This is a genomic window from Streptomyces sp. NPDC058457 (assembly GCF_042720695.1).
Lineage (GTDB): Bacteria > Actinomycetota > Actinomycetes > Streptomycetales > Streptomycetaceae > Streptomyces.
Genome location: NZ_JBHXLU010000024.1, coordinates 47,842 through 65,085 on the forward strand (window position 1 = coordinate 47,842; position 17,244 = coordinate 65,085).

Sequence of the window (17,244 nt, forward strand, 5' to 3'; positions counted from 1 at the left end):
CTCATGACCACCCACCCCGAAGCCGCGGCCTTGCTCGACCGGTCCCATCGGCTCGGTGCTGATCCCCGTAATACGAACTACGCCGGCGGGAACACGTCCGCCAAAGGCACCGCCACCGACCCCGTCACCGGTGGTGATGTCGAGCTGATGTGGGTGAAGGGGTCCGGTGGGGACCTCGGGACGCTCACCGACGGCGGGCTCGCCGTGCTGCGGATCGACCGGCTCCGCGCGCTCACCGGTGTCTATCCGGGTGTCGAGCGCGAGGACGAGATGGTCGCCGCCTTCGACTACTGCCTGCACGGCAAGGGCGGGGCCGCGCCCTCCATCGACACCGCCATGCACGGGCTCGTGGACGCCCCGCACGTGGACCATCTGCACCCGGACTCCGGTATCGCGCTCGCCTGTGCCGCGGACGGGGAGAAGCTCACCGCCGAGTGTTTCGGGGACACCGTGGTGTGGGTGCCGTGGCGCCGGCCCGGGTTCCAGCTCGGCCTGGACATCGCCGCCGTCAAGGCCGCCAATCCGCGGGCCGTCGGGTGCGTCCTCGGCGGGCACGGGATCACCGCCTGGGGCGACAGCTCCGAGGAGTGCGAGCGGAACTCGCTGCACATCATCCGCACCGCCGAGGCGTTCCTCGCCGAGCGCGGCAGGGCGGAGCCCTTCGGACCCGTCGTCGAGGGGTACGGCGCGCTGCCCGAGGCCGAGCGCCGGGAGCGGGCCGCCGCGCTCACGCCGTACGTCCGGGCGATCGCCTCCCAGGACAGGGCGCAGGTCGGGCACTTCACCGACTCCGAGGTCGTCCTCGACTTCCTGGCGCGCGCCGAGCATCCGCGGCTCGCGGCTCTCGGCACGTCGTGTCCGGATCACTTCCTGCGGACGAAGGTACGGCCCCTCGTGCTCGACCTGCCGCCCGCTGCCCCGCTGGACGAGACGGTCGCGCGGCTGCGCGAGCTGCACGCCGCGTACCGGGAGGAGTACGCCGCCTACTACCGGCGGCACGCCCTGCCCGACTCCCCCGCCATGCGCGGCGCCGACCCGGCGGTCGTGCTCGTGCCCGGCGTCGGCATGTTCAGCTTCGGCAAGGACAAGCAGACCGCCCGCGTCGCGGGTGAGTTCTATGTGAACGCCATCAACGTGATGCGCGGAGCCGAAGCCGTGTCGGCGTACGCGCCGATCGAGGAGTCGGAGAAGTTCCGGATCGAGTACTGGGCGCTGGAGGAGGCCAAGCTCCAACGGCTGCCGAGGCCGAAGGCGCTGGCGACCCGGGTCGCGCTGGTGACCGGGGCCGGCAGCGGGATCGGGAAGGCGATCGCGCACCGGCTGGTGACCGAGGGCGCCTGTGTCGTGGTCGCCGATCTCGACGCGGAGAGCGCGGCCGGGGTCGCGGAGGAGCTGGGCGGGGCCGACAGGGCCGTCGCGGTCACCGTGGACGTGACGGACGAGGAACAGATCGCCGCCGCCTTCCGGGCCGCCGTGCTGGCCTTCGGCGGGGTCGACCTCGTCGTCAACAACGCGGGGATCTCCATCTCCAAGCCGCTCCTGGAGACTTCGGCGAGGGACTGGGACCTCCAGCACGACATCATGGCCCGCGGCTCCTTCCTGGTGTCGCGGGAGGCGGCCCGGGTGATGATCGCGCAGGGGATCGGCGGTGACATCGTCTACATCGCCTCCAAGAACGCCGTTTTCGCCGGCCCCAACAACATCGCCTATTCGGCGACGAAGGCGGACCAGGCTCATCAAGTGCGGCTGCTGGCCGCCGAGTTGGGTGAACACGGGATCCGGGTCAACGGGGTGAACCCGGATGGCGTGGTGCGGGGATCCGGGATCTTCGCCGGGGGGTGGGGGGCTCAGCGGGCCGCCGTGTACGGGGTGGAGGAGGCGAAGCTGGGCGAGTTCTACGCGCAGCGGACCATCCTCAAGCGCGAGGTGCTGCCCGAGCACGTGGCGAACGCCGTGTTCGCCCTGGCGGGTGGCGAGCTCACCCACACGACCGGGCTGCACGTGCCCGTTGACGCGGGTGTGGCGGCCGCGTTCCTGCGATGAGCTCGCCGAGGTCGTATGCGGCGGTCGACCTGGGCGCGTCCAGTGGGCGGGTGATGGTCGGGCGGGTGGGGCCGGACTCGCTGGAGCTGGCCGAGGCACACCGGTTCGCGAACCGGCCGGTGCGGGTGCCGGAGGGGCTGCGGTGGGACGTACTCGCCCTGTACTCCGGGGTGTTGGAGGGACTGCGGGCCGCCGGGCAGGTGGCCTCCGTCGGCGTCGACAGCTGGGCCGTGGACTACGGGCTGCTGGACGGCGACGGCGCGCTTCTGGGCAACCCGGTGCACTACCGGGACGCCCGCACCGAGGGCGTCGCCGAGAAGGTGTGGGCGACGCTGCCGGCGTCGGAGCTGTACGCCCGCACGGGACTGCAGTACGCGCCCTTCAACACCCTGTACCAGCTGGTGGCCGCCCGGTCGAGCGCCCAGTTCGCACACGCCGAGCGCCTGTTGCTGATCCCGGATCTGCTGTCCTACTGGCTGACCGGCGAGCAGGGCACCGAGCTGACCAATGCCTCCACCACCCAGCTGATCGATCCCCGGACGCGCGACTGGTCGTACGAGGTCGCGGACCGGCTGGGGATCGGCCTCGGGCTGTTCGCGCCGCTGCGGCGGCCCGGGGATCCGGCCGGGGTGCTGCGGCCCGAGGTGCTTGAGGAGACGGGGCTGAGCGGGCCGGTGCCGGTGACCGCCGTCGGCTCCCACGACACCGCGTCGGCGGTGGCCGCGGTACCGGCGGACGGTGAGCGGTTCGCGTACATCTGCACCGGCACCTGGTCACTGGCCGGGCTCGAACTCACCGCGCCGGTGCTGACCGAGGAGAGCCGGGCCGCCAACTTCACCAACGAACTGGGGCTCGACGGCACGGTCCGCTATCTGCGCAACATCATGGGGCTGTGGCTGCTCCAGGAGTGCGTACGGGCCTGGGGCGAGCCGGAGTTGGGCGGGCTGCTGCGGGAGGCGGCCGGCGTGCCGGCGCTGCGGTCGGTGGTGGACGCGGGGGACGCCGCGTTCCTGGCCCCCGGCCGGATGCCGGAGCGGATCGCCGAGGCCTGCCGGGCCTCGGGGCAGCCGGTGCCGGGGACGCCCGGTGAGATCACCCGGTGCATCCTCGACTCCCTGGCACTCGCCCACCGGCGGGCGGTCACGGAGGCGCAGCGGCTCGCGGACCATCCGGTGGACACGGTGTACGTGGTGGGCGGCGGCACCCGCAACGCGCTGCTCTGCCAGCTCACCGCCGACGCCTGCGGGCTGCCGGTCGTGGCGGGGCCCACGGAGGCGGCGGCCCTCGGGAACGTGCTGGTCCAGGCCCGTACGCACGGTCTCGTCGGCGATCTCGCCGGCATGCGGCGGCTGCTCGTCCGCACCCAGCCACTGACCCGGTACGCGCCACGCGGCGGCACCGCCCGCTGGGCGGCGGCCGAGGCACGGCTGACCGCCCGGTGACCAGGCCCACCGGTCACCGGGAGACGGCTCAGGACTCGCCGCACCGCGACCGGGTCTCCCGCTGATCGCACCCGCCCATTACGCTGCACTCATCCGATGATCGACCTCGAGGAGCCGCGATGCGTGTCGCCCTTTTCCTGACCTGCGTCAACGACACGCTCTATCCGGACACCGGCCGTGCCGTGGTGAAACTCCTGACCAGGCTGGGCGTCGAGGTCGATTTCCCGATGGCGCAGACCTGCTGCGGGCAGGCCCACTACAACACCGGCTACCGCCATGAGGCGGAACCACTGGCTCGGCATTTCTCCGATGTCTTCGGTGAGTACGAGGCGATCGTGACCCCGTCCGGATCCTGCGGGGCGATGGTGCGGGAGCTGTACCCGAGGATGGGCGAGCGGGCGGGGGCGGAGGGACGCGGGAGCGGGCTGGCCGCGGCGCTGGCGCCGGTGGTGCCGAAGACGTATGAGCTGACGGAGTTCCTGGTGGACGTCCTGGGGGTGACGGACGTCGGGGCATATTATCCGCACTATGTCACATACCACCCGACCTGCCACGGGCTGCGGAGTCTCGGCCTCGCCGACCGCCCCCGCCGCCTCCTCCAGGCCGTCAAGGGCCTGGAGTTGGTGGAGCTGCCGGGCGCCGAGGAGTGCTGCGGTTTCGGCGGCACGTTCGCGCTGAAGAACTCCGACGTCTCGGCGGCGATGGGCACCGACAAGGTGCGCAACGCCGAGTCGACCGGCGCGGAGGTGCTGTGCGCGGCCGACAACTCCTGCCTGATGCACATCGGCGGCACCATGACCCGGCTCGGCAGCGGGATGCGGCCGATGCACATCGCGGAGATCCTGGCGAGCACGGAGGAGGAGCCGGCCGTATGAGCGGGACATTCGTGGGGATGCCTGTGTTTCCCCCGCCCACCCACCCAGCCTTCCCGAAGGCCGCGCACGAGGCCGTCAACAACCCCACCCTGCGCGGGAACCTGCGCCACGCCACGCACACCATCCGTGCCAAGCGGGCCAAGGCGGTCGCCGAGGTGTCCGACTGGGCCGCACTGCGCGAGGCGGGCAGGCGGATCAAGGACCACACGCTCCTGCATCTCGACCGCTATCTGGTCCAGTTGGAGGAGGCGGTGACCGCCGCGGGCGGAACGGTCCACTGGGCCGCCGACGCCGACGAGGCGAACCGGATCGTCACCGAACTGGTCAGGGAGACCGGTGAATCGGAGGTCGTGAAGGTCAAGTCGATGGCCACGCAGGAGATCGGGCTGAACGAGGCGCTGGAGGCCGAGGGCATCCGGGCCTACGAGACCGATCTCGCCGAACTGATCGTGCAGTTGGGCCACGACCGGCCCTCGCACATCCTCGTCCCCGCCATCCACCGCAACCGGGGCGAGATCAGGGACATCTTCCGCAAGGAGATGGGCGAGTGGGGGCGCCCCGCACCCGAGGGCCTCACCGACACCCCGGCCGAACTCGCCGAGGCGGCCCGGCTCCACCTCCGTGAGAAGTTCCTGCGCGCGAAGGTCGGCATCTCCGGCGCCAACTTCATGGTCGCCGAGACCGGCACCCTGGTCGTCGTCGAGTCCGAGGGCAACGGGCGGATGTGTCTCACCCTCCCCGAGACGCTGATCTCGGTCGTCGGCATCGAGAAGATCGTGCCGACCTGGCGGGACCTGGAGGTCTTCCTGCAGACCCTCCCCCGCTCCTCCACCGCCGAGCGCATGAACCCGTACACCTCGACCTGGACCGGCACCACCGACGGCGACGGGCCGCAGACCTTCCACCTGGTGCTCCTGGACAACGGCCGCACCGACACCCTCGCCGACGAGGTCGGCCGCCAGGCCCTGCGCTGCATCCGCTGCTCGGCCTGCCTCAACGTCTGCCCGGTGTACGAGCGGGCGGGCGGCCATGCCTACGGCTCGGTCTACCCGGGCCCGATCGGCGCCATCCTCAGCCCCCAGCTGAGGGGCACCGCAAGCGAGATCGACGCCTCCCTGCCGTACGCCTCGTCGCTGTGCGGGGCCTGCTACGAGGTCTGCCCGGTCGCCATCGACATCCCCGAGGTGCTGGTGCATCTGCGCGAGCGGGTCGTGGAGGGCGGCGAGGCGATCCGGAACGGCAACAAGGTGCTGCTCAAGCCGGCCAAGGGACACGCGGCCGAGCGGGCGGCGATGCGTGCGGCCCGCTGGGCGTTCTCGCACCCGGCCGCCCTGCGCACCGGCCAGCGGCTCGCCTCCCGCAGCCGCCGGCTGCATCCCCGTACGCTGCCGGGCCCCGGCAGGGCGTGGAGCGGGACCCGGGACCTGCCCGCCGTACCGGCGGAGCCGTTCCGGGACTGGTGGCAGCGGACCGGCGGCGGAAAGGACGGAGCGAAGTGAGCAGCAGGGAGCGGATCCTCGGCCGGGTGCGACGGGCGCTGGCCGAGGTACGGGACGAGGAGGGGCCCGTCGAGCGGGCGTATCTGCGCGAGCACGGCACACGGAGTGTCGCGGAGACGGTCGATCTGCTGGCCGAGAACCTGGCGGACTACCGGGCGGTCGTGCACCGGTGCACGGAGGACGAACTGGCCGCCACGATCGGGCGGTTGGTCGCCGAGCGCGGTTCGAGGTCGGTGGCCGTACCCACCGGGCTCCCCCCGGAGTGGCTGACAGCGACCACGGCCGAGCAGTCCCCGGACAGCGCTGAGACCACCCCGCACGAACTCGACCGGGTCGGCAGCGTGGTCACCGGCTGTGCGGTGGCGATCGCCGAGACCGGGACGATCGTGCTGGACGGCGGCCCGGACCAGGGCCGCCGCCGGATCACCCTGGTCCCCGATCACCACATCTGTGTCGTACGGGTCCCGGAGCAGGTCGTGTCCTCCGTGCCCCAGGCTCTCGAACGACTCGACCCGGCCCGGCCGTTGACCTGGATCTCCGGTCCGTCGGCCACCAGCGACATCGAGCTGGACCGGGTCGAGGGGGTACATGGTCCGCGCACTCTGGAGGTGGTGCTCGTCGGCGGCGACCGGCCGGGCGCCCAGCTCGACGGGCAGGCGGTCCGCGAAACTCGCGGTTAACGTGTGGGAATGATCCGGTTCGAGCAGGTCACCAAGCGGTACCCAGACGGGACGACCGCGGTGGACGGCCTCTCCTTCGAGGTGGCCGAGGGCGAACTCGTCACGCTCGTCGGCCCCTCCGGCTGCGGCAAGACCACGACGATGATGATGGTCAACCGGCTGATCGAACCGACCTCGGGCCGGATCCTCGTCGACGGCGAGGACGTCGCGGGCGTCGACCCGGTGCGGCTGCGGCGCCGGATCGGCTATGTCATCCAGCAGGTGGGCCTGTTCCCGCACCGCACGATCCTGGACAACACCGCGACCGTCCCGGCCCTGCTCGGCTGGAAACGGGCCGCCGCCCGGGCCCGGGCCGCCGAACTCCTCGACCTCGTCGGCCTGGACCCGAAGACATACGGGCCGCGCTACCCGGACCAGCTCTCCGGCGGCCAGCGGCAGCGCGTCGGCGTGGCCCGGGCGCTCGCCGCCGATCCCCCGGTGCTGTTGATGGACGAGCCGTTCGGCGCGGTCGACCCGGTGGTGCGGGAACAGCTGCAGGACGAGTTCCTCCGGATGCAGGCCGCCGTGCGCAAGACCGTGCTGCTGGTCACCCATGACATCGAGGAGGCGGTGCGGCTCGGCGACCGCATCGCGGTGTACGGGCGGGGGCGGATCGAGCAGTTCGACACACCGGGGGCGGTGCTGGGCAGGCCGGCCACACCGTACGTGGCCGGGTTCGTGGGCGCGGACCGCGGGCTGAAGCGGCTGTCGGTGACCGATGTCGAGCCGGACGACCTGGAGCAGCCGCCGGTCGCCCGCCTGGACGAGTCCGCCGAGAGCGCCGCGGGGCGGCTGCGCGCGGAGGGCGCCCGCTGGGCGGTGGTCCTGGACACGCACGGCGACCTGCACGGCTGGGTGGGCCGGGACGAGCTGGCGGCGGGCGGCACGATCGGCGAGCTCGTCCACCGGATGACCGCGTGGGTACCGGTGGGTGCCCCGCTGAAGCAGGCGTTCGGGGTGATGCTCCAGTACGACGCCGGGTGGGTCGCGGTGCTGGACGGTTCGCGCTTCCTCGGCGTGCTGACCCCGGCCAAGCTGCATGAGGCGCTGCGCCGCTCGGTGGACGCGGACGCGCGTGGTGTCTCGCGGGGTCAGGTGCCGTTCGACTCGGTCTCCGACGTCTGACCGGTGGGGTCCGGTGCTCGTCAGCAGTACGTCAGCGGGCAGCCGCGGCGCAGCGAGTGCTGGGCGGCCCGCAGGTACAGCGCGACGTAGAAGGCGGCGTCCAGGTCCTCGCCCCAAGGGCCCGGGTGGGCGGCGGCCACGTCCTTCGCCGGGCCGTCCAGGAACCACATCGTCAGGTCGAGGTTGTCGCAGGCCTCCGGTATCCGGTGGACGGGAAGCCCGATCGCCGCCGCCAGCCGCTGTGCGAGGGCGAGCACCTCGGGTGCGCCGGCGACCACCGTCTCGTCGGTGTAGGCGGAGGCGAGGGGCAGCCGGATCTCCTCGTCGAGCGAGAAGGGCACCAGCACCGACCAGCCCAGCAGCAGGTCCCCCTCCTCCGGCGACAGGTGCTCCCGGCACAGTGCGCCGAACCCGTCCATGGGCGGCACCAGTTTCTCCTCGAACGACAGCCCCGAGCCGCGGACGAAGGCGGCCGCCTCGGGCACCGACTCGTACGGCGCCAGCCCGCGGCGTCGCAGTTCCTCGTCGAGGGCGGAGGCGAGGTTGCCCTTGCCGCCCTCGGCCTCGTCGCCGTCGAGCCACTCCTGCGCACCGATGCTCACCAGGTAGATCCCCATACCCAGAACGTACCGCCCGCCACTGACAACGGGCCCGGCCGTCGCCTCACGGCCGTCACTTCAGCAGGCCCTTGTCCCGCAGACAGGTCCGGGCCACGTCCTGGGCCAGCCGCCGCCAGCTGTCGACCTGCTGGTTCATCGCGGCCAGGTCGGCGGTCGTCAGGACGTCGTTGAGCCTGCCGAGCGCCTTCGTCACCCGCTCGCTGCCGGCGCGGGCGCGGTTGACGACCGGGACGACGTAGTCGGCGTTCTGCAGATGCCTGTCGTCGGCGAGGAGGACCAGCCCGAACTGGTCGAGCGTCGCGTCGGTGGTCGTGGTGAGCACCATCTGGTCCTGCCCGTTCTGCACGGCCCGCTTGGCCTGGGTGGTGCCGACGCCCTTGGGGTCGACGCCGGTGATGTCGATGCCGTAGACCTTCTTCAGTCCCGGTTCGCAGTACGGCCGTTGCACGCATTCGTCGCCGGCCGCGAGCCGTACCTTCAGCCCCGAGGCGCCGAGGTCGCCGAGTGTCCTGAGGTGGTGCTGCCGGGCGTAGGCGGCGGTGACCGCGAAGGCGTTCTGGTCCACCGCCCGCCCCGGGTCGAGGACGGTGAGGCCGCGGGGTGTGGCGAGTCGGCGCAGTGCCTTCATCGTGGTGGTGAGGTCGGGCGAGCCGACGGGTGGCGCGTCGGGGCCGTTGGTCTTGGCGTTGAGCCAGTCGGCGAAGGTGGCCGCGTACTCGGGGACGACGTCGATCTGCCCGGATTCCAGGGCGGGTTCGTAAAGTTCGCGGTTGGCGACGGTGATCAGGGAGGTCTTGTACCCGGCCTGGTGGAGAAGCTGGGCGTACATCTGGGCGAGCAGGTCGCTCTCGGTGAAGCCGGCGGAGCCGATGGTCAGGTGCTTGCTGTCGCCCGGGGGTGCGGTGACCGCGCCGCGGTTCTCCAGGGAGGGGCCGGTGGTGCATGCGGTGAGGGTGAGGAGTACGGCGCAGGCCGCCGTACGGAGTCTCATCGTGAGCCCCGCAGCCAGACCGGGGCGAGCCGTTCGGCGAGTTCGAAGACGCCCTCGACGATCAGGGCGAACACGGCGACCAGGATCGCTCCGGCGACCACCATGGGCGTACTGGCCAGGTTGAAGCCGGCGGCGATGATCCGGCCGAGTCCGCCGCCGCCGGCGAGCGCGGCGATGGTGGCGGTGGCGACGAGCTGGACGGCGGCGATCCGCACCCCGGCGAGGACCAGGGGGAGCGAAAGGGGCAGTTCCACGTGGAACAACATCTGTCGCCCGGTCATCCCCATCCCCCGCGCGGCCTGCACGATGCTCCGGTCGACCTCGCGCATGCCGACGTAGGCGTTGGTGAGCAGCGGCGGTACGGCGAACAGCACCAGGGCGACCACGGTGGGGCCCTCGCCCCAGCTGCCGATCGGGGTGAGGAGGAGCAGCACCAGGACGGCGAAGGTGGGGACGGCCCGGCCGACGTTGGAGATGTTCACGGCGAGCGCGCCGCCCTTGCCGAGGTGGCCGAGGACCAGTGCGACCGGGAGTGCGATCAGGCAGCTGATGACGAGGCAGACGACGGTGAGGACGAGGTGCTGGAGCAGCCGGTGCCCGATGCCGTCGTCGCCGGCCCAGTGCGCGGAGTCGGTGAGCCAGGCCCAGGCGTCGGTGAGCGTCTTCACGCGCGGGCCGCCCGCGTCCACGGGGTGAGCAGCCGCTGCACCCCGAGCAGCAGCAGGTCGGCGGCGACGGCGATCAGCACGCAGAGCACGGAGGCGGTGAGCACCTGGGCCTTGAAGTAGGTGTTCATGCCGGCGTAGATCAGGTTGCCGAGTCCGCCGAAGCCGACGATCGCCCCGACGGTGACCAGCGAGACCGCGGAGACGGTGGCGATGCGCAGGCCGGCCATCGCGGCGGGCAGCGCGAGGGGCAGTTCGACGGTGAGCAGGAGGCGGATCGGGCCGTAGCCGAGGCCCCGGGCGGCCTGCCGGGTCTCCTCGGGGACGGCGCGCAGGCCGGCCAGGATGTTGCGGACGAGCAGGGTCAGCGAGTAGAGCACCAGTCCGGCGACGACAAGGGTGGCCGAGAGCCCGTACAGGGGCAGGAGCAGCGAGAACATCGCCAGGGACGGGATGGTGTAGAGGATGGTCGTGACGCCGAGGACGGGGCCGGCCGACCAGCGCCAGCGGCGGGCCAGTACGGCCAGCGGCACGGCGATGACGAGTCCGAGGAGCACCGAGACCGCGGTGAGCCGGAGGTGCTGGCCGACGGCGTCGAGGAGGATCTGGCGGCGGCTGGTCAGATAGGCGCCGCAGATCCACTCGTTGCGCGCGAGGCAGTCGTCCGGGGGCGCGGTCACGCCTCCATTGCATCGGGTGGGCGACCGGCCCGGCGCGTTGTGGTGATCCGTCCGGGCGGCTACTTCAGGCCGGCCGCGTCCAGCAGTGTGGTAACCGTCCGGGTGACCAGCCCGTCGTCGAGGTGCTCGATGTGGGCACCGGCCCGGGCGCTGGCCCCGTCGAAGATCAGCATGAGCTGCCGGGCGAGCAGGGCCGGATCCGCCGCACCGCCCTGTTCGGCCTGCTCCTCGAAGTAGCCCTGCAGCAGCTCCTTGGCGGCTCGGGCCACCACGCTCGCGGGATGCTCGCCGTCCTTCAGTTCGACCAGGACGGCGAGGTACGGGCAGCCGCAGTAGCCGGGGGCCGCCGCGTTCTCCTCCACCCGCCGGAACACGTACCCGATCCGCTCGCGCGGGGTGGCCGTCTCGGCGTCGGGGGACCTGAGCTGGGCCTCGTACCAGGGCCTGCGCCGCTCCAGGCTGGCGGCCAGCACTTCGTCCTTGCTGTCGAAGAGCTGGTACATCGAGCGTTTCGAGACCCCGGCCGACCTGCACAGCGCCTCGACTCCGATGGAGACGCCGTCGCGGTAGAAGAGCTCGGCGGCGGCGTCGAGGAGCCGGTCCCGGGGGGACGCCTTGTCTGTGGTGGCCATACGGCCGAGGTTACCGCGCAGGCCACTGTGAGGAAACCGATCGGTATACAGGGTGGCAGGGGAGGTGAACAAGCGCTTAGATAGGAACCCGGACCTGTTCCCCGCGTGCGTTGTGCCTGCGCGTTCCCCGCGTGCGTTGTGCCTGCGCGCGTGCCACGACCCTGATCAGCCGGAGGCCCCGTTGTTCACTTCCGTCGACGACGTCTCCGCGCGCCTCGCGGAGACCGGCTACCTCGCCTCCCCCGCCGTCGCCACCACCGTCTTCCTGGCCGACCGGCTGGGCAAACCGCTCCTCGTCGAGGGCCCCGCCGGAGTCGGCAAGACCGAGCTGGCCAAGGCCGTGGCCGCGGTGGCCGGGGCCCGGCTGGTACGGCTGCAGTGCTACGAGGGCGTCGACGAGTCCCGGGCGCTGTACGAGTGGAACCACGCCAAGCAGCTGCTGCGGATCAGCGCCGGCCGGGACGAGACCTGGGACGAGGCCCGCACCGACATCTTCAGCGAGGAGTTCCTGCTCCCCCGCCCGCTGCTCACCGCGATCCGGGGCGACGACCCGAAGGTGCTGCTGATCGACGAGACCGACAAGGCCGACGTCGAGGTGGAGGGCCTGCTCCTGGAGGTGCTCAGCGACTTCCAGGTGACGGTCCCCGAGCTGGGCACGGTCGCCGCGACCCGCCGCCCCTTCGTCGTGCTCACCTCCAACGCCAGCCGCGAACTGTCCGAGGCGCTGCGCCGCCGCTGCCTGTTCCTGCACATCGGTTTCCCTGACGAGGAGCTGGAGCGCCGGATCGTACGGCTGAAGGTGCCGGAGCTCACCGAGGCGCTCACCGAGTCCGTCGTCCGGGTGGTCGGGGCGCTGCGGGCGATGGACCTGCGCAAGGTCCCGTCGGTGGCGGAGACCATCGACTGGGCGCGCACCCTGCTGGCCCTGGGCGCCGACACGCTGGACGAGCAGGTCGTACGGGACTCCCTGGGCGTGATCCTCAAGCACCAGGACGACATCCAGAAGGCGGCCGCCAAGCTGGACCTGGACGCGCTGTGAGCACACCGGCCGACGTCCCGACCGATACTCCGACCGACACCCCGGCCGACCTCGCCGACCGGCTGACGGGTCTGGCCGGCGCGCTGCGGGCGCACGGGGTGCGGATCGGCACCGGGGAGACCGTGGACGCGGGCCGGGCGGTGGCCGCACTGGGGCTGGCGGACCGGGAGCTGCTGCGCGAGGGGCTGGCCGCGACCCTGCTGCACGGCACCGGCCAACGGGCCGTGTTCGACCAGGTCTTCGACCTCTACTTCCCGCGCGGGGTGGGCGGGCCCGGTGGTGCCTCCGGCGGTGGGTCCGGCGACCGGGAGGAGCTGCGGGAGCGGCTCGCGGCAGCGCTGGCGGACGACGACACCGCGCTGCTGCGGCAGTTGGCGGCCGAGGCCGTGGACGGCCTGGGCGGATACGGGAGTTCGCCGGGCTCGGACGGCTGGTCGTCGTACCAGACCCTGGACCGGCTACGGCCGCAGACGCTGCTCGCGCGGGTGCGGGCGGACGTCAGGGCGCGGGGCGCAGGAACGGGGTTCGCGGACCGGCTGCTCGACGACGAGATCAGGCGGCGGATCGAGGACTTCCGGAGCATGGTCGCCGCGGAGGCCCGGCGGCGGGTGGCCGAGCGGCGCGGACGGGACCGGATCGCCCGGCGGGCGGTGGCGCCGAGCGCCGACCGGGTGGACTTCCTGTCCGCCGGGCGGGACCAGCTCACCGAGCTGCGCAGGACCGTACAGCCGCTGGCCCGGAAGCTGGCCACCCGGCTGGCCGCGCGCCGCCGCCGGGCCGCACGGGGCTCCATCGACCTGCGGCGCACCCTGCGCGGCTCGCTGTCGACGGGCGGGGTGCCGATGCGACCGGTACTGCGCCGGCGCCGGCCGGTCCGCCCCGAGCTCGTGCTGCTGTGTGACGTCTCCGGCTCGGTGTCGGGGTTCTCCGACTTCACGATGTTGCTGGTGCAGGCGCTCCACGACCAGTTCAGCAAGATCCGGGTCTTCGCCTTCGTCAACCGGATCGACGAGGTGACCGGCCTCCTGGAGCACGGCCGGGCCGACCCGGAGGGGCTGGGCGCCCGGATCCGCGCCGAGGCGACGCTCACCGGCTGGCACGGCAGCAGCGACTACGGGGTCGCGCTCGGCGAGTTCGCGGAGCGGTACGACGCCGCGGTGGGCCCGCGCACCACGGTGTTCGTGCTCGGCGACGCCCGCACCAACAACCTCGACCCGAACCTCGCCGCCATCCGCCGGATCGCCGGACGGGCACGGCGCGTCTACTGGCTGAACCCCGAGCCGCACTCCCTGTGGGGCACCGGCGACTCGGCCGCGCCCGACTACGCGGAACTGGTGGAGATGCACGAGTGCCGCACCGCCCGCCAGCTCGGCGGGCTGATCGCGCGGCTGCTGCCGGTGTGACACACGGGTGCCGTCACCTACGGACGGTGACGGCACCCGCCGGGCACCCCGGCCCTCCTCAGCCCTCCTTGGCCTTCGCGTAGTCCGTTGCCATGCCGCCGGCGAAGTCGTGCACGATGCACTGCTCGTCTCCCACGACCCAGGCGTCGTGTCCCGGCGGAAGGACGAAGACGTCGCCGGGGCCGATCTCGCCCTCACCGCCGTCGTCCATGACGAGGTGCATCCTGCCCTGCACCACATAGCCGTTGTGGTGGACCATGCAGCTCTCGGTGCCCGCGATCGGCGCCACCGACTCCGACCAGCGCCAGCCCGGCTCGAAGGTGCCGATGGCGAAGTCGAGGCCGGTCATGTGCACGGCCTCCAGGTGGCCGCGGGGGAAGTCGCGCCGCTCGTCCGGCTTGTCGACCGTCTTGATCTCCAGCATGACGGTGTCCTCCCTTCGAACTCCCGTCCACCACTCCATCGTCTTCCTGTCAACTCGGCGGCGCCATTCGTCCCGACGGTGGCGGACCGCGATGTAGCCGGTCGCGGTCTTCCTTCGGTGTGTGCCATGTGACATATTACTGCTGTGAGCATGCGACTGACCTGCGACGTCGTGGTGATCGGGGCAGGCATGGCAGGCGCCGCCTGCGCCCTGTACGCGTCCCGGGCGGGCCTGGACGTCGTCGTGGTGGATCGCGGCCCGGTGGCCGGCGGCACGACCGGGGCGGGCGAGGGCAATCTGCTCGTCTCCGACAAGGGGCCCGGGCCCGAACTCGAACTCGCCCTGCTGTCCGGCCGGTTGTGGACCGGCCTGGCCGGGGAACTGGGTGACCGGATCGAGTACGAGCCCAAGGGAGGGGTGGTCGTCGCCGCCGATCCCGCAGGGCTGGCCGCCCTGGAGCGGTTCGCGGCCGGGCAACGGGCCGCCGGGGTGACGGCGGAGAGTGTCGGCTCGGATCAACTCCGCGAGCTGGAACCGTACTTGGCACCCGGCCTGGCGGGTGGAGTGCGCTATCCCCAGGACGCCCAGGTGATGCCGACGCTGGCCGCCGCGCACCTCGTACGGGCCTCCGGCGCCCGCCTGTCGACCGGCCGTACGGTGACGGAGGTGCTGCGCGGCGCCGACGGTGCCGTACGCGGTGTCCGTACCGACCACGGCGACGTCCACGCCCCGGCCGTGGTGAACGCGGCCGGGACCTGGGGCGGCGAGGTGGCCGCCCTCGCCGGTGTGCACCTCCCCGTCCTCCCCCGGCGCGGCTTCGTCCTGGTCACCGAACCGTTGCCGCGCCGGGTACGGCACAAGGTGTACGCCGCCGACTATGTGGCCGACGTGGCCAGCGACTCGGCGACCCTGCAGACCTCGCCGGTCGTCGAGGGCACGGCGGCCGGACCGGTCCTGATCGGCGCGAGCCGGGAACGCGTCGGCTTCGACCGGTCGTTCTCCCTGCCGGCCGTACGGGCGCTGGCGGCGGGCGCCACCCGGCTGTTCCCGTTCCTGTCCGGGGTGCGGGCGATGCGCACCTACCTGGGTTTCCGCCCGTACCTGCCCGACCACCTCCCCGCGATCGGCCCCGACCCCCGTGCGCCGGGCCTCCTGCACGCCTGCGGGCACGAGGGAGCGGGAATCGGACTCGCCACCGGTACCGGGCAGTTGATCGCCCAGGTGCTGAGCGGCAAGAAGCCCGAGCTGGATCTGACCCCGTTCCGTCCCGAGCGTTTCGGCGAGGAGGCCGGATGAATCCCCTGGAGCTGGCACAGGCCCGGCCGGGCCCCGCCTTCACCGTCACCTTCGACGGCCGCGAGCTCCCGGCACTGCCCGGCCAGACGGTCGCGGCCACGCTCTGGGCGTCCGGTGTCACGTCCTGGCGGACCACCCGCGGCGAGGGCCGTCCGCGCGGGGTCTTCTGCGGGATCGGCGTCTGCTTCGACTGCCTGGTCACCGTCAACGGCCGCCCCAACCAACGGGCTTGTGTGGTGCCCGTGCATCCGGGCGATGCGATCCGAACGCAGCGGGGCACGGGGCACGATGACTGAGGCGAGCCGACCGGAGACGTCACCCCGGCTCGCCGTGATCGGCGCGGGCCCGGCCGGTCTCGCCGCCACCCTGGCCGCCGCCCGGCACGGACTGCTCGTCACCCTGATCGACGCGGCGCCGGAGGCGGGCGGTCAGTTCTACCGGCAGCCCGCCGCCGGGCTCGGCGCCCGCCGCCCGCAGGCGCTGCATCACCGGTGGCGCGACTGGGAGCGGCTGCGCGACGGGCTCGACCGGCACGTCACGGCAGGCCTGGTCGCCCATCTGCGGGACCATCACGTGTGGTGCGTGACGCGGCGGCGGTCCGGTTTCACCGTGCACGCGCTGCTCGGCCCCGAGCAGGAGCGGCCCGTCGAAGTGCGTGCGGACGCGGTACTGCTCGCGACCGGCGGCTACGAGAAGGTGCTGCCGTTCCCCGGCTGGACGCTCCCCGGTGTCGTCACGGCGGGCGGGGCGCAGGCCATGCTGAAGGGCGGACTGGTGCTGCCGGGGCGTACGGCCGTCGTCGCCGGCACCGGGCCGCTGCTGCTGCCGGTAGCGACCGGGCTCGCGGCGGCGGGCGCCCGGGTGGCGGCCCTGGTGGACTCCGCCGACCCGCGGGCCTTCGTACGGCGCTCACCGGCGCTGGCCGCCCAGCCGGCCAAACTCGCCGAAGGCGCCCACTACGCGGCCCGGTTGCTGCGGCACGGAGTACGCGCCCTTGTCCACCACACCGTGGTCGAGGCGCACGGCGACCAGCGGCTCGAAGCCGTCACCGTCGCCGCGCTCGACACCGCGGGCCGGGTACGGCCGGACACCCGCCGGCGCATCGGCTGCGACACCCTGGCCGTCGGGCACGGCATGCTCCCGCACACCGACCTCGCCGAGGGCCTGGGCTGCCGGATCGACGGAGTCGCGGTGCAGGTGGACGACGAGCAGCGCACCGACGTGCCGGGAGTGTGGGCCGCCGGCGAGGCCACCGGCGTCGGCGGCGCGGTCCTCGCCCTCGCCGAGGGCCACATCGCGGGCCGGTCGGCTGCCGCACGGCTCTCGGGCCGGGAGCCGGACCCGCGCGACTGGGCGGGGGCCGACCGGGCCCGTGCGGGTCTGCGGCGGTTCGCCGCGGCGCTGGACGACGCCTACGCGCCGCCCGCGCACTGGGCCGAGCAGGTCACGGACGACACGGTCGTCTGCCGCTGCGAGGAGGTCACCGGCGGGGCGGTCCGGCGGGCCGTGACCGAGCTGGGCGCCGGAGACGTACGGACCGTCAAACTGCTCACCCGGGCCGGGATGGGCTGGTGCCAGGGGCGGATGTGCGGGCCGGCGGTCGCCGGGCTCGCCGGCTGCCCGGAGACGGCGGCACGCAGGCCGTTCGCCCGGCCGGTGCCGCTCGGGGTGCTCGCGCAGGCGGGCGGCGCCGACGACGACGACGAACAGTGATATGTCACATACCACCCGACCACCCCGATCGCCCCGATCGCCCAGCCCACCCCGATCGCCCGGACCCCCCGGAGGAAC

17 protein-coding genes are annotated in these 17,244 nt (G+C 72.8%); 11 read left to right on the forward strand and 6 right to left on the reverse strand.

Annotated elements, in window-relative coordinates:
* Window positions 1-3 precede the first annotated feature (3 nt).
* The 6 genes from ACFWPS_RS20565 (at window position 4) to ACFWPS_RS20590 (ending at window position 7,703) form a co-directional block, all read left to right on the forward strand.
* The gene (locus ACFWPS_RS20565) at window positions 4-2,043 is read left to right on the forward strand and encodes a bifunctional aldolase/short-chain dehydrogenase (protein ID WP_383707063.1); all 2,040 of its coding nucleotides are present in this window, start codon (window positions 4-6) and stop codon (window positions 2,041-2,043) included.
* On the forward strand, window positions 2,040-3,485 hold the full coding sequence (locus ACFWPS_RS20570) for a rhamnulokinase family protein (protein WP_383707065.1): 1,446 nt from the start codon (window positions 2,040-2,042) through the stop codon (window positions 3,483-3,485). The genes ACFWPS_RS20565 and ACFWPS_RS20570 overlap by 4 nt, the downstream gene beginning before the upstream one ends.
* A gap of 119 nt (window positions 3,486-3,604) precedes the next feature.
* Window positions 3,605-4,360: a (Fe-S)-binding protein gene (locus tag ACFWPS_RS20575; RefSeq protein ID WP_383707067.1), complete on the forward strand. Its 756-nt coding sequence runs from the start codon at window positions 3,605-3,607 to the stop codon at window positions 4,358-4,360.
* Entirely contained in the window at window positions 4,357-5,859 is a 1,503-nt protein-coding gene (locus ACFWPS_RS20580) for a LutB/LldF family L-lactate oxidation iron-sulfur protein (RefSeq protein ID WP_383707069.1), read from the forward strand. Before ACFWPS_RS20575 ends, ACFWPS_RS20580 begins: the two co-directional genes overlap by 4 nt.
* The gene (locus tag ACFWPS_RS20585; protein ID WP_383707071.1) at window positions 5,856-6,539 is read left to right on the forward strand and encodes a lactate utilization protein C; all 684 of its coding nucleotides are present in this window, start codon (window positions 5,856-5,858) and stop codon (window positions 6,537-6,539) included. Before ACFWPS_RS20580 ends, ACFWPS_RS20585 begins: the two co-directional genes overlap by 4 nt.
* 9 nt (window positions 6,540-6,548) lie before the next feature.
* A complete protein-coding gene (locus tag ACFWPS_RS20590; RefSeq protein WP_383707073.1) occupies window positions 6,549-7,703 on the forward strand; it encodes an ATP-binding cassette domain-containing protein in 1,155 nt (384 codons plus the stop codon).
* A gap of 20 nt (window positions 7,704-7,723) precedes the next feature.
* Here ACFWPS_RS20590 and ACFWPS_RS20595 read toward each other — a convergent pair whose 3' ends face one another.
* From ACFWPS_RS20595 to ACFWPS_RS20615, 5 genes are read right to left on the reverse strand one after another with little or no spacing between them, the layout of a single operon-like run.
* Window positions 7,724-8,320 (reverse strand): hypothetical protein, encoded by a 597-nt coding sequence (locus ACFWPS_RS20595; RefSeq protein WP_383707075.1) that lies wholly within the window; start codon window positions 8,318-8,320, stop codon window positions 7,724-7,726.
* 55 nt (window positions 8,321-8,375) lie between these two features.
* Window positions 8,376-9,314 (reverse strand): ABC transporter substrate-binding protein, encoded by a 939-nt coding sequence (locus ACFWPS_RS20600; protein ID WP_383707077.1) that lies wholly within the window; start codon window positions 9,312-9,314, stop codon window positions 8,376-8,378.
* On the reverse strand, window positions 9,311-9,982 hold the full coding sequence (locus ACFWPS_RS20605; RefSeq protein ID WP_383707079.1) for an ABC transporter permease: 672 nt from the start codon (window positions 9,980-9,982) through the stop codon (window positions 9,311-9,313). The genes ACFWPS_RS20600 and ACFWPS_RS20605 overlap by 4 nt, the downstream gene beginning before the upstream one ends.
* On the reverse strand, window positions 9,979-10,659 hold the full coding sequence (locus ACFWPS_RS20610; protein WP_383707081.1) for an ABC transporter permease: 681 nt from the start codon (window positions 10,657-10,659) through the stop codon (window positions 9,979-9,981). Before ACFWPS_RS20610 ends, ACFWPS_RS20605 begins: the two co-directional genes overlap by 4 nt.
* A gap of 59 nt (window positions 10,660-10,718) precedes the next feature.
* Window positions 10,719-11,291, reverse strand: a complete 573-nt coding sequence (locus ACFWPS_RS20615; protein ID WP_383707083.1) for a TetR/AcrR family transcriptional regulator — start codon at window positions 11,289-11,291, stop codon at window positions 10,719-10,721.
* A gap of 181 nt (window positions 11,292-11,472) precedes the next feature.
* Here ACFWPS_RS20615 and ACFWPS_RS20620 point away from each other — a divergent pair, with 181 nt between their 5' ends.
* On the forward strand, window positions 11,473-12,330 hold the full coding sequence (locus tag ACFWPS_RS20620; RefSeq protein WP_383707085.1) for an AAA family ATPase: 858 nt from the start codon (window positions 11,473-11,475) through the stop codon (window positions 12,328-12,330).
* Window positions 12,327-13,733 (forward strand): VWA domain-containing protein, encoded by a 1,407-nt coding sequence (locus ACFWPS_RS20625; protein WP_383707087.1) that lies wholly within the window; start codon window positions 12,327-12,329, stop codon window positions 13,731-13,733. The genes ACFWPS_RS20620 and ACFWPS_RS20625 overlap by 4 nt, the downstream gene beginning before the upstream one ends.
* 58 nt (window positions 13,734-13,791) lie before the next feature.
* On the opposite strand, the gene ACFWPS_RS20630 is transcribed toward ACFWPS_RS20625, so the two are convergent.
* Entirely contained in the window at window positions 13,792-14,157 is a 366-nt protein-coding gene (locus ACFWPS_RS20630) for a cupin domain-containing protein (protein WP_383707089.1), read from the reverse strand.
* A gap of 144 nt (window positions 14,158-14,301) precedes the next feature.
* On the opposite strand from ACFWPS_RS20630, the gene ACFWPS_RS20635 reads away from it, so the two are divergent.
* Genes ACFWPS_RS20635 through ACFWPS_RS20645 form a run of 3 tightly spaced genes read left to right on the forward strand, consistent with a single transcriptional unit; the run spans window position 14,302 to window position 17,166 of the window.
* On the forward strand, window positions 14,302-15,453 hold the full coding sequence (locus ACFWPS_RS20635; protein ID WP_383707091.1) for an NAD(P)/FAD-dependent oxidoreductase: 1,152 nt from the start codon (window positions 14,302-14,304) through the stop codon (window positions 15,451-15,453).
* Complete coding sequence (locus tag ACFWPS_RS20640; protein ID WP_383707093.1) at window positions 15,450-15,749, forward strand: (2Fe-2S)-binding protein; 300 nt, start codon at window positions 15,450-15,452, stop codon at window positions 15,747-15,749. Before ACFWPS_RS20635 ends, ACFWPS_RS20640 begins: the two co-directional genes overlap by 4 nt.
* A complete protein-coding gene (locus ACFWPS_RS20645) occupies window positions 15,742-17,166 on the forward strand; it encodes an FAD-dependent oxidoreductase (RefSeq protein WP_383707095.1) in 1,425 nt (474 codons plus the stop codon). Before ACFWPS_RS20640 ends, ACFWPS_RS20645 begins: the two co-directional genes overlap by 8 nt.
* Window positions 17,167-17,244: the final 78 nt, after the last annotated feature.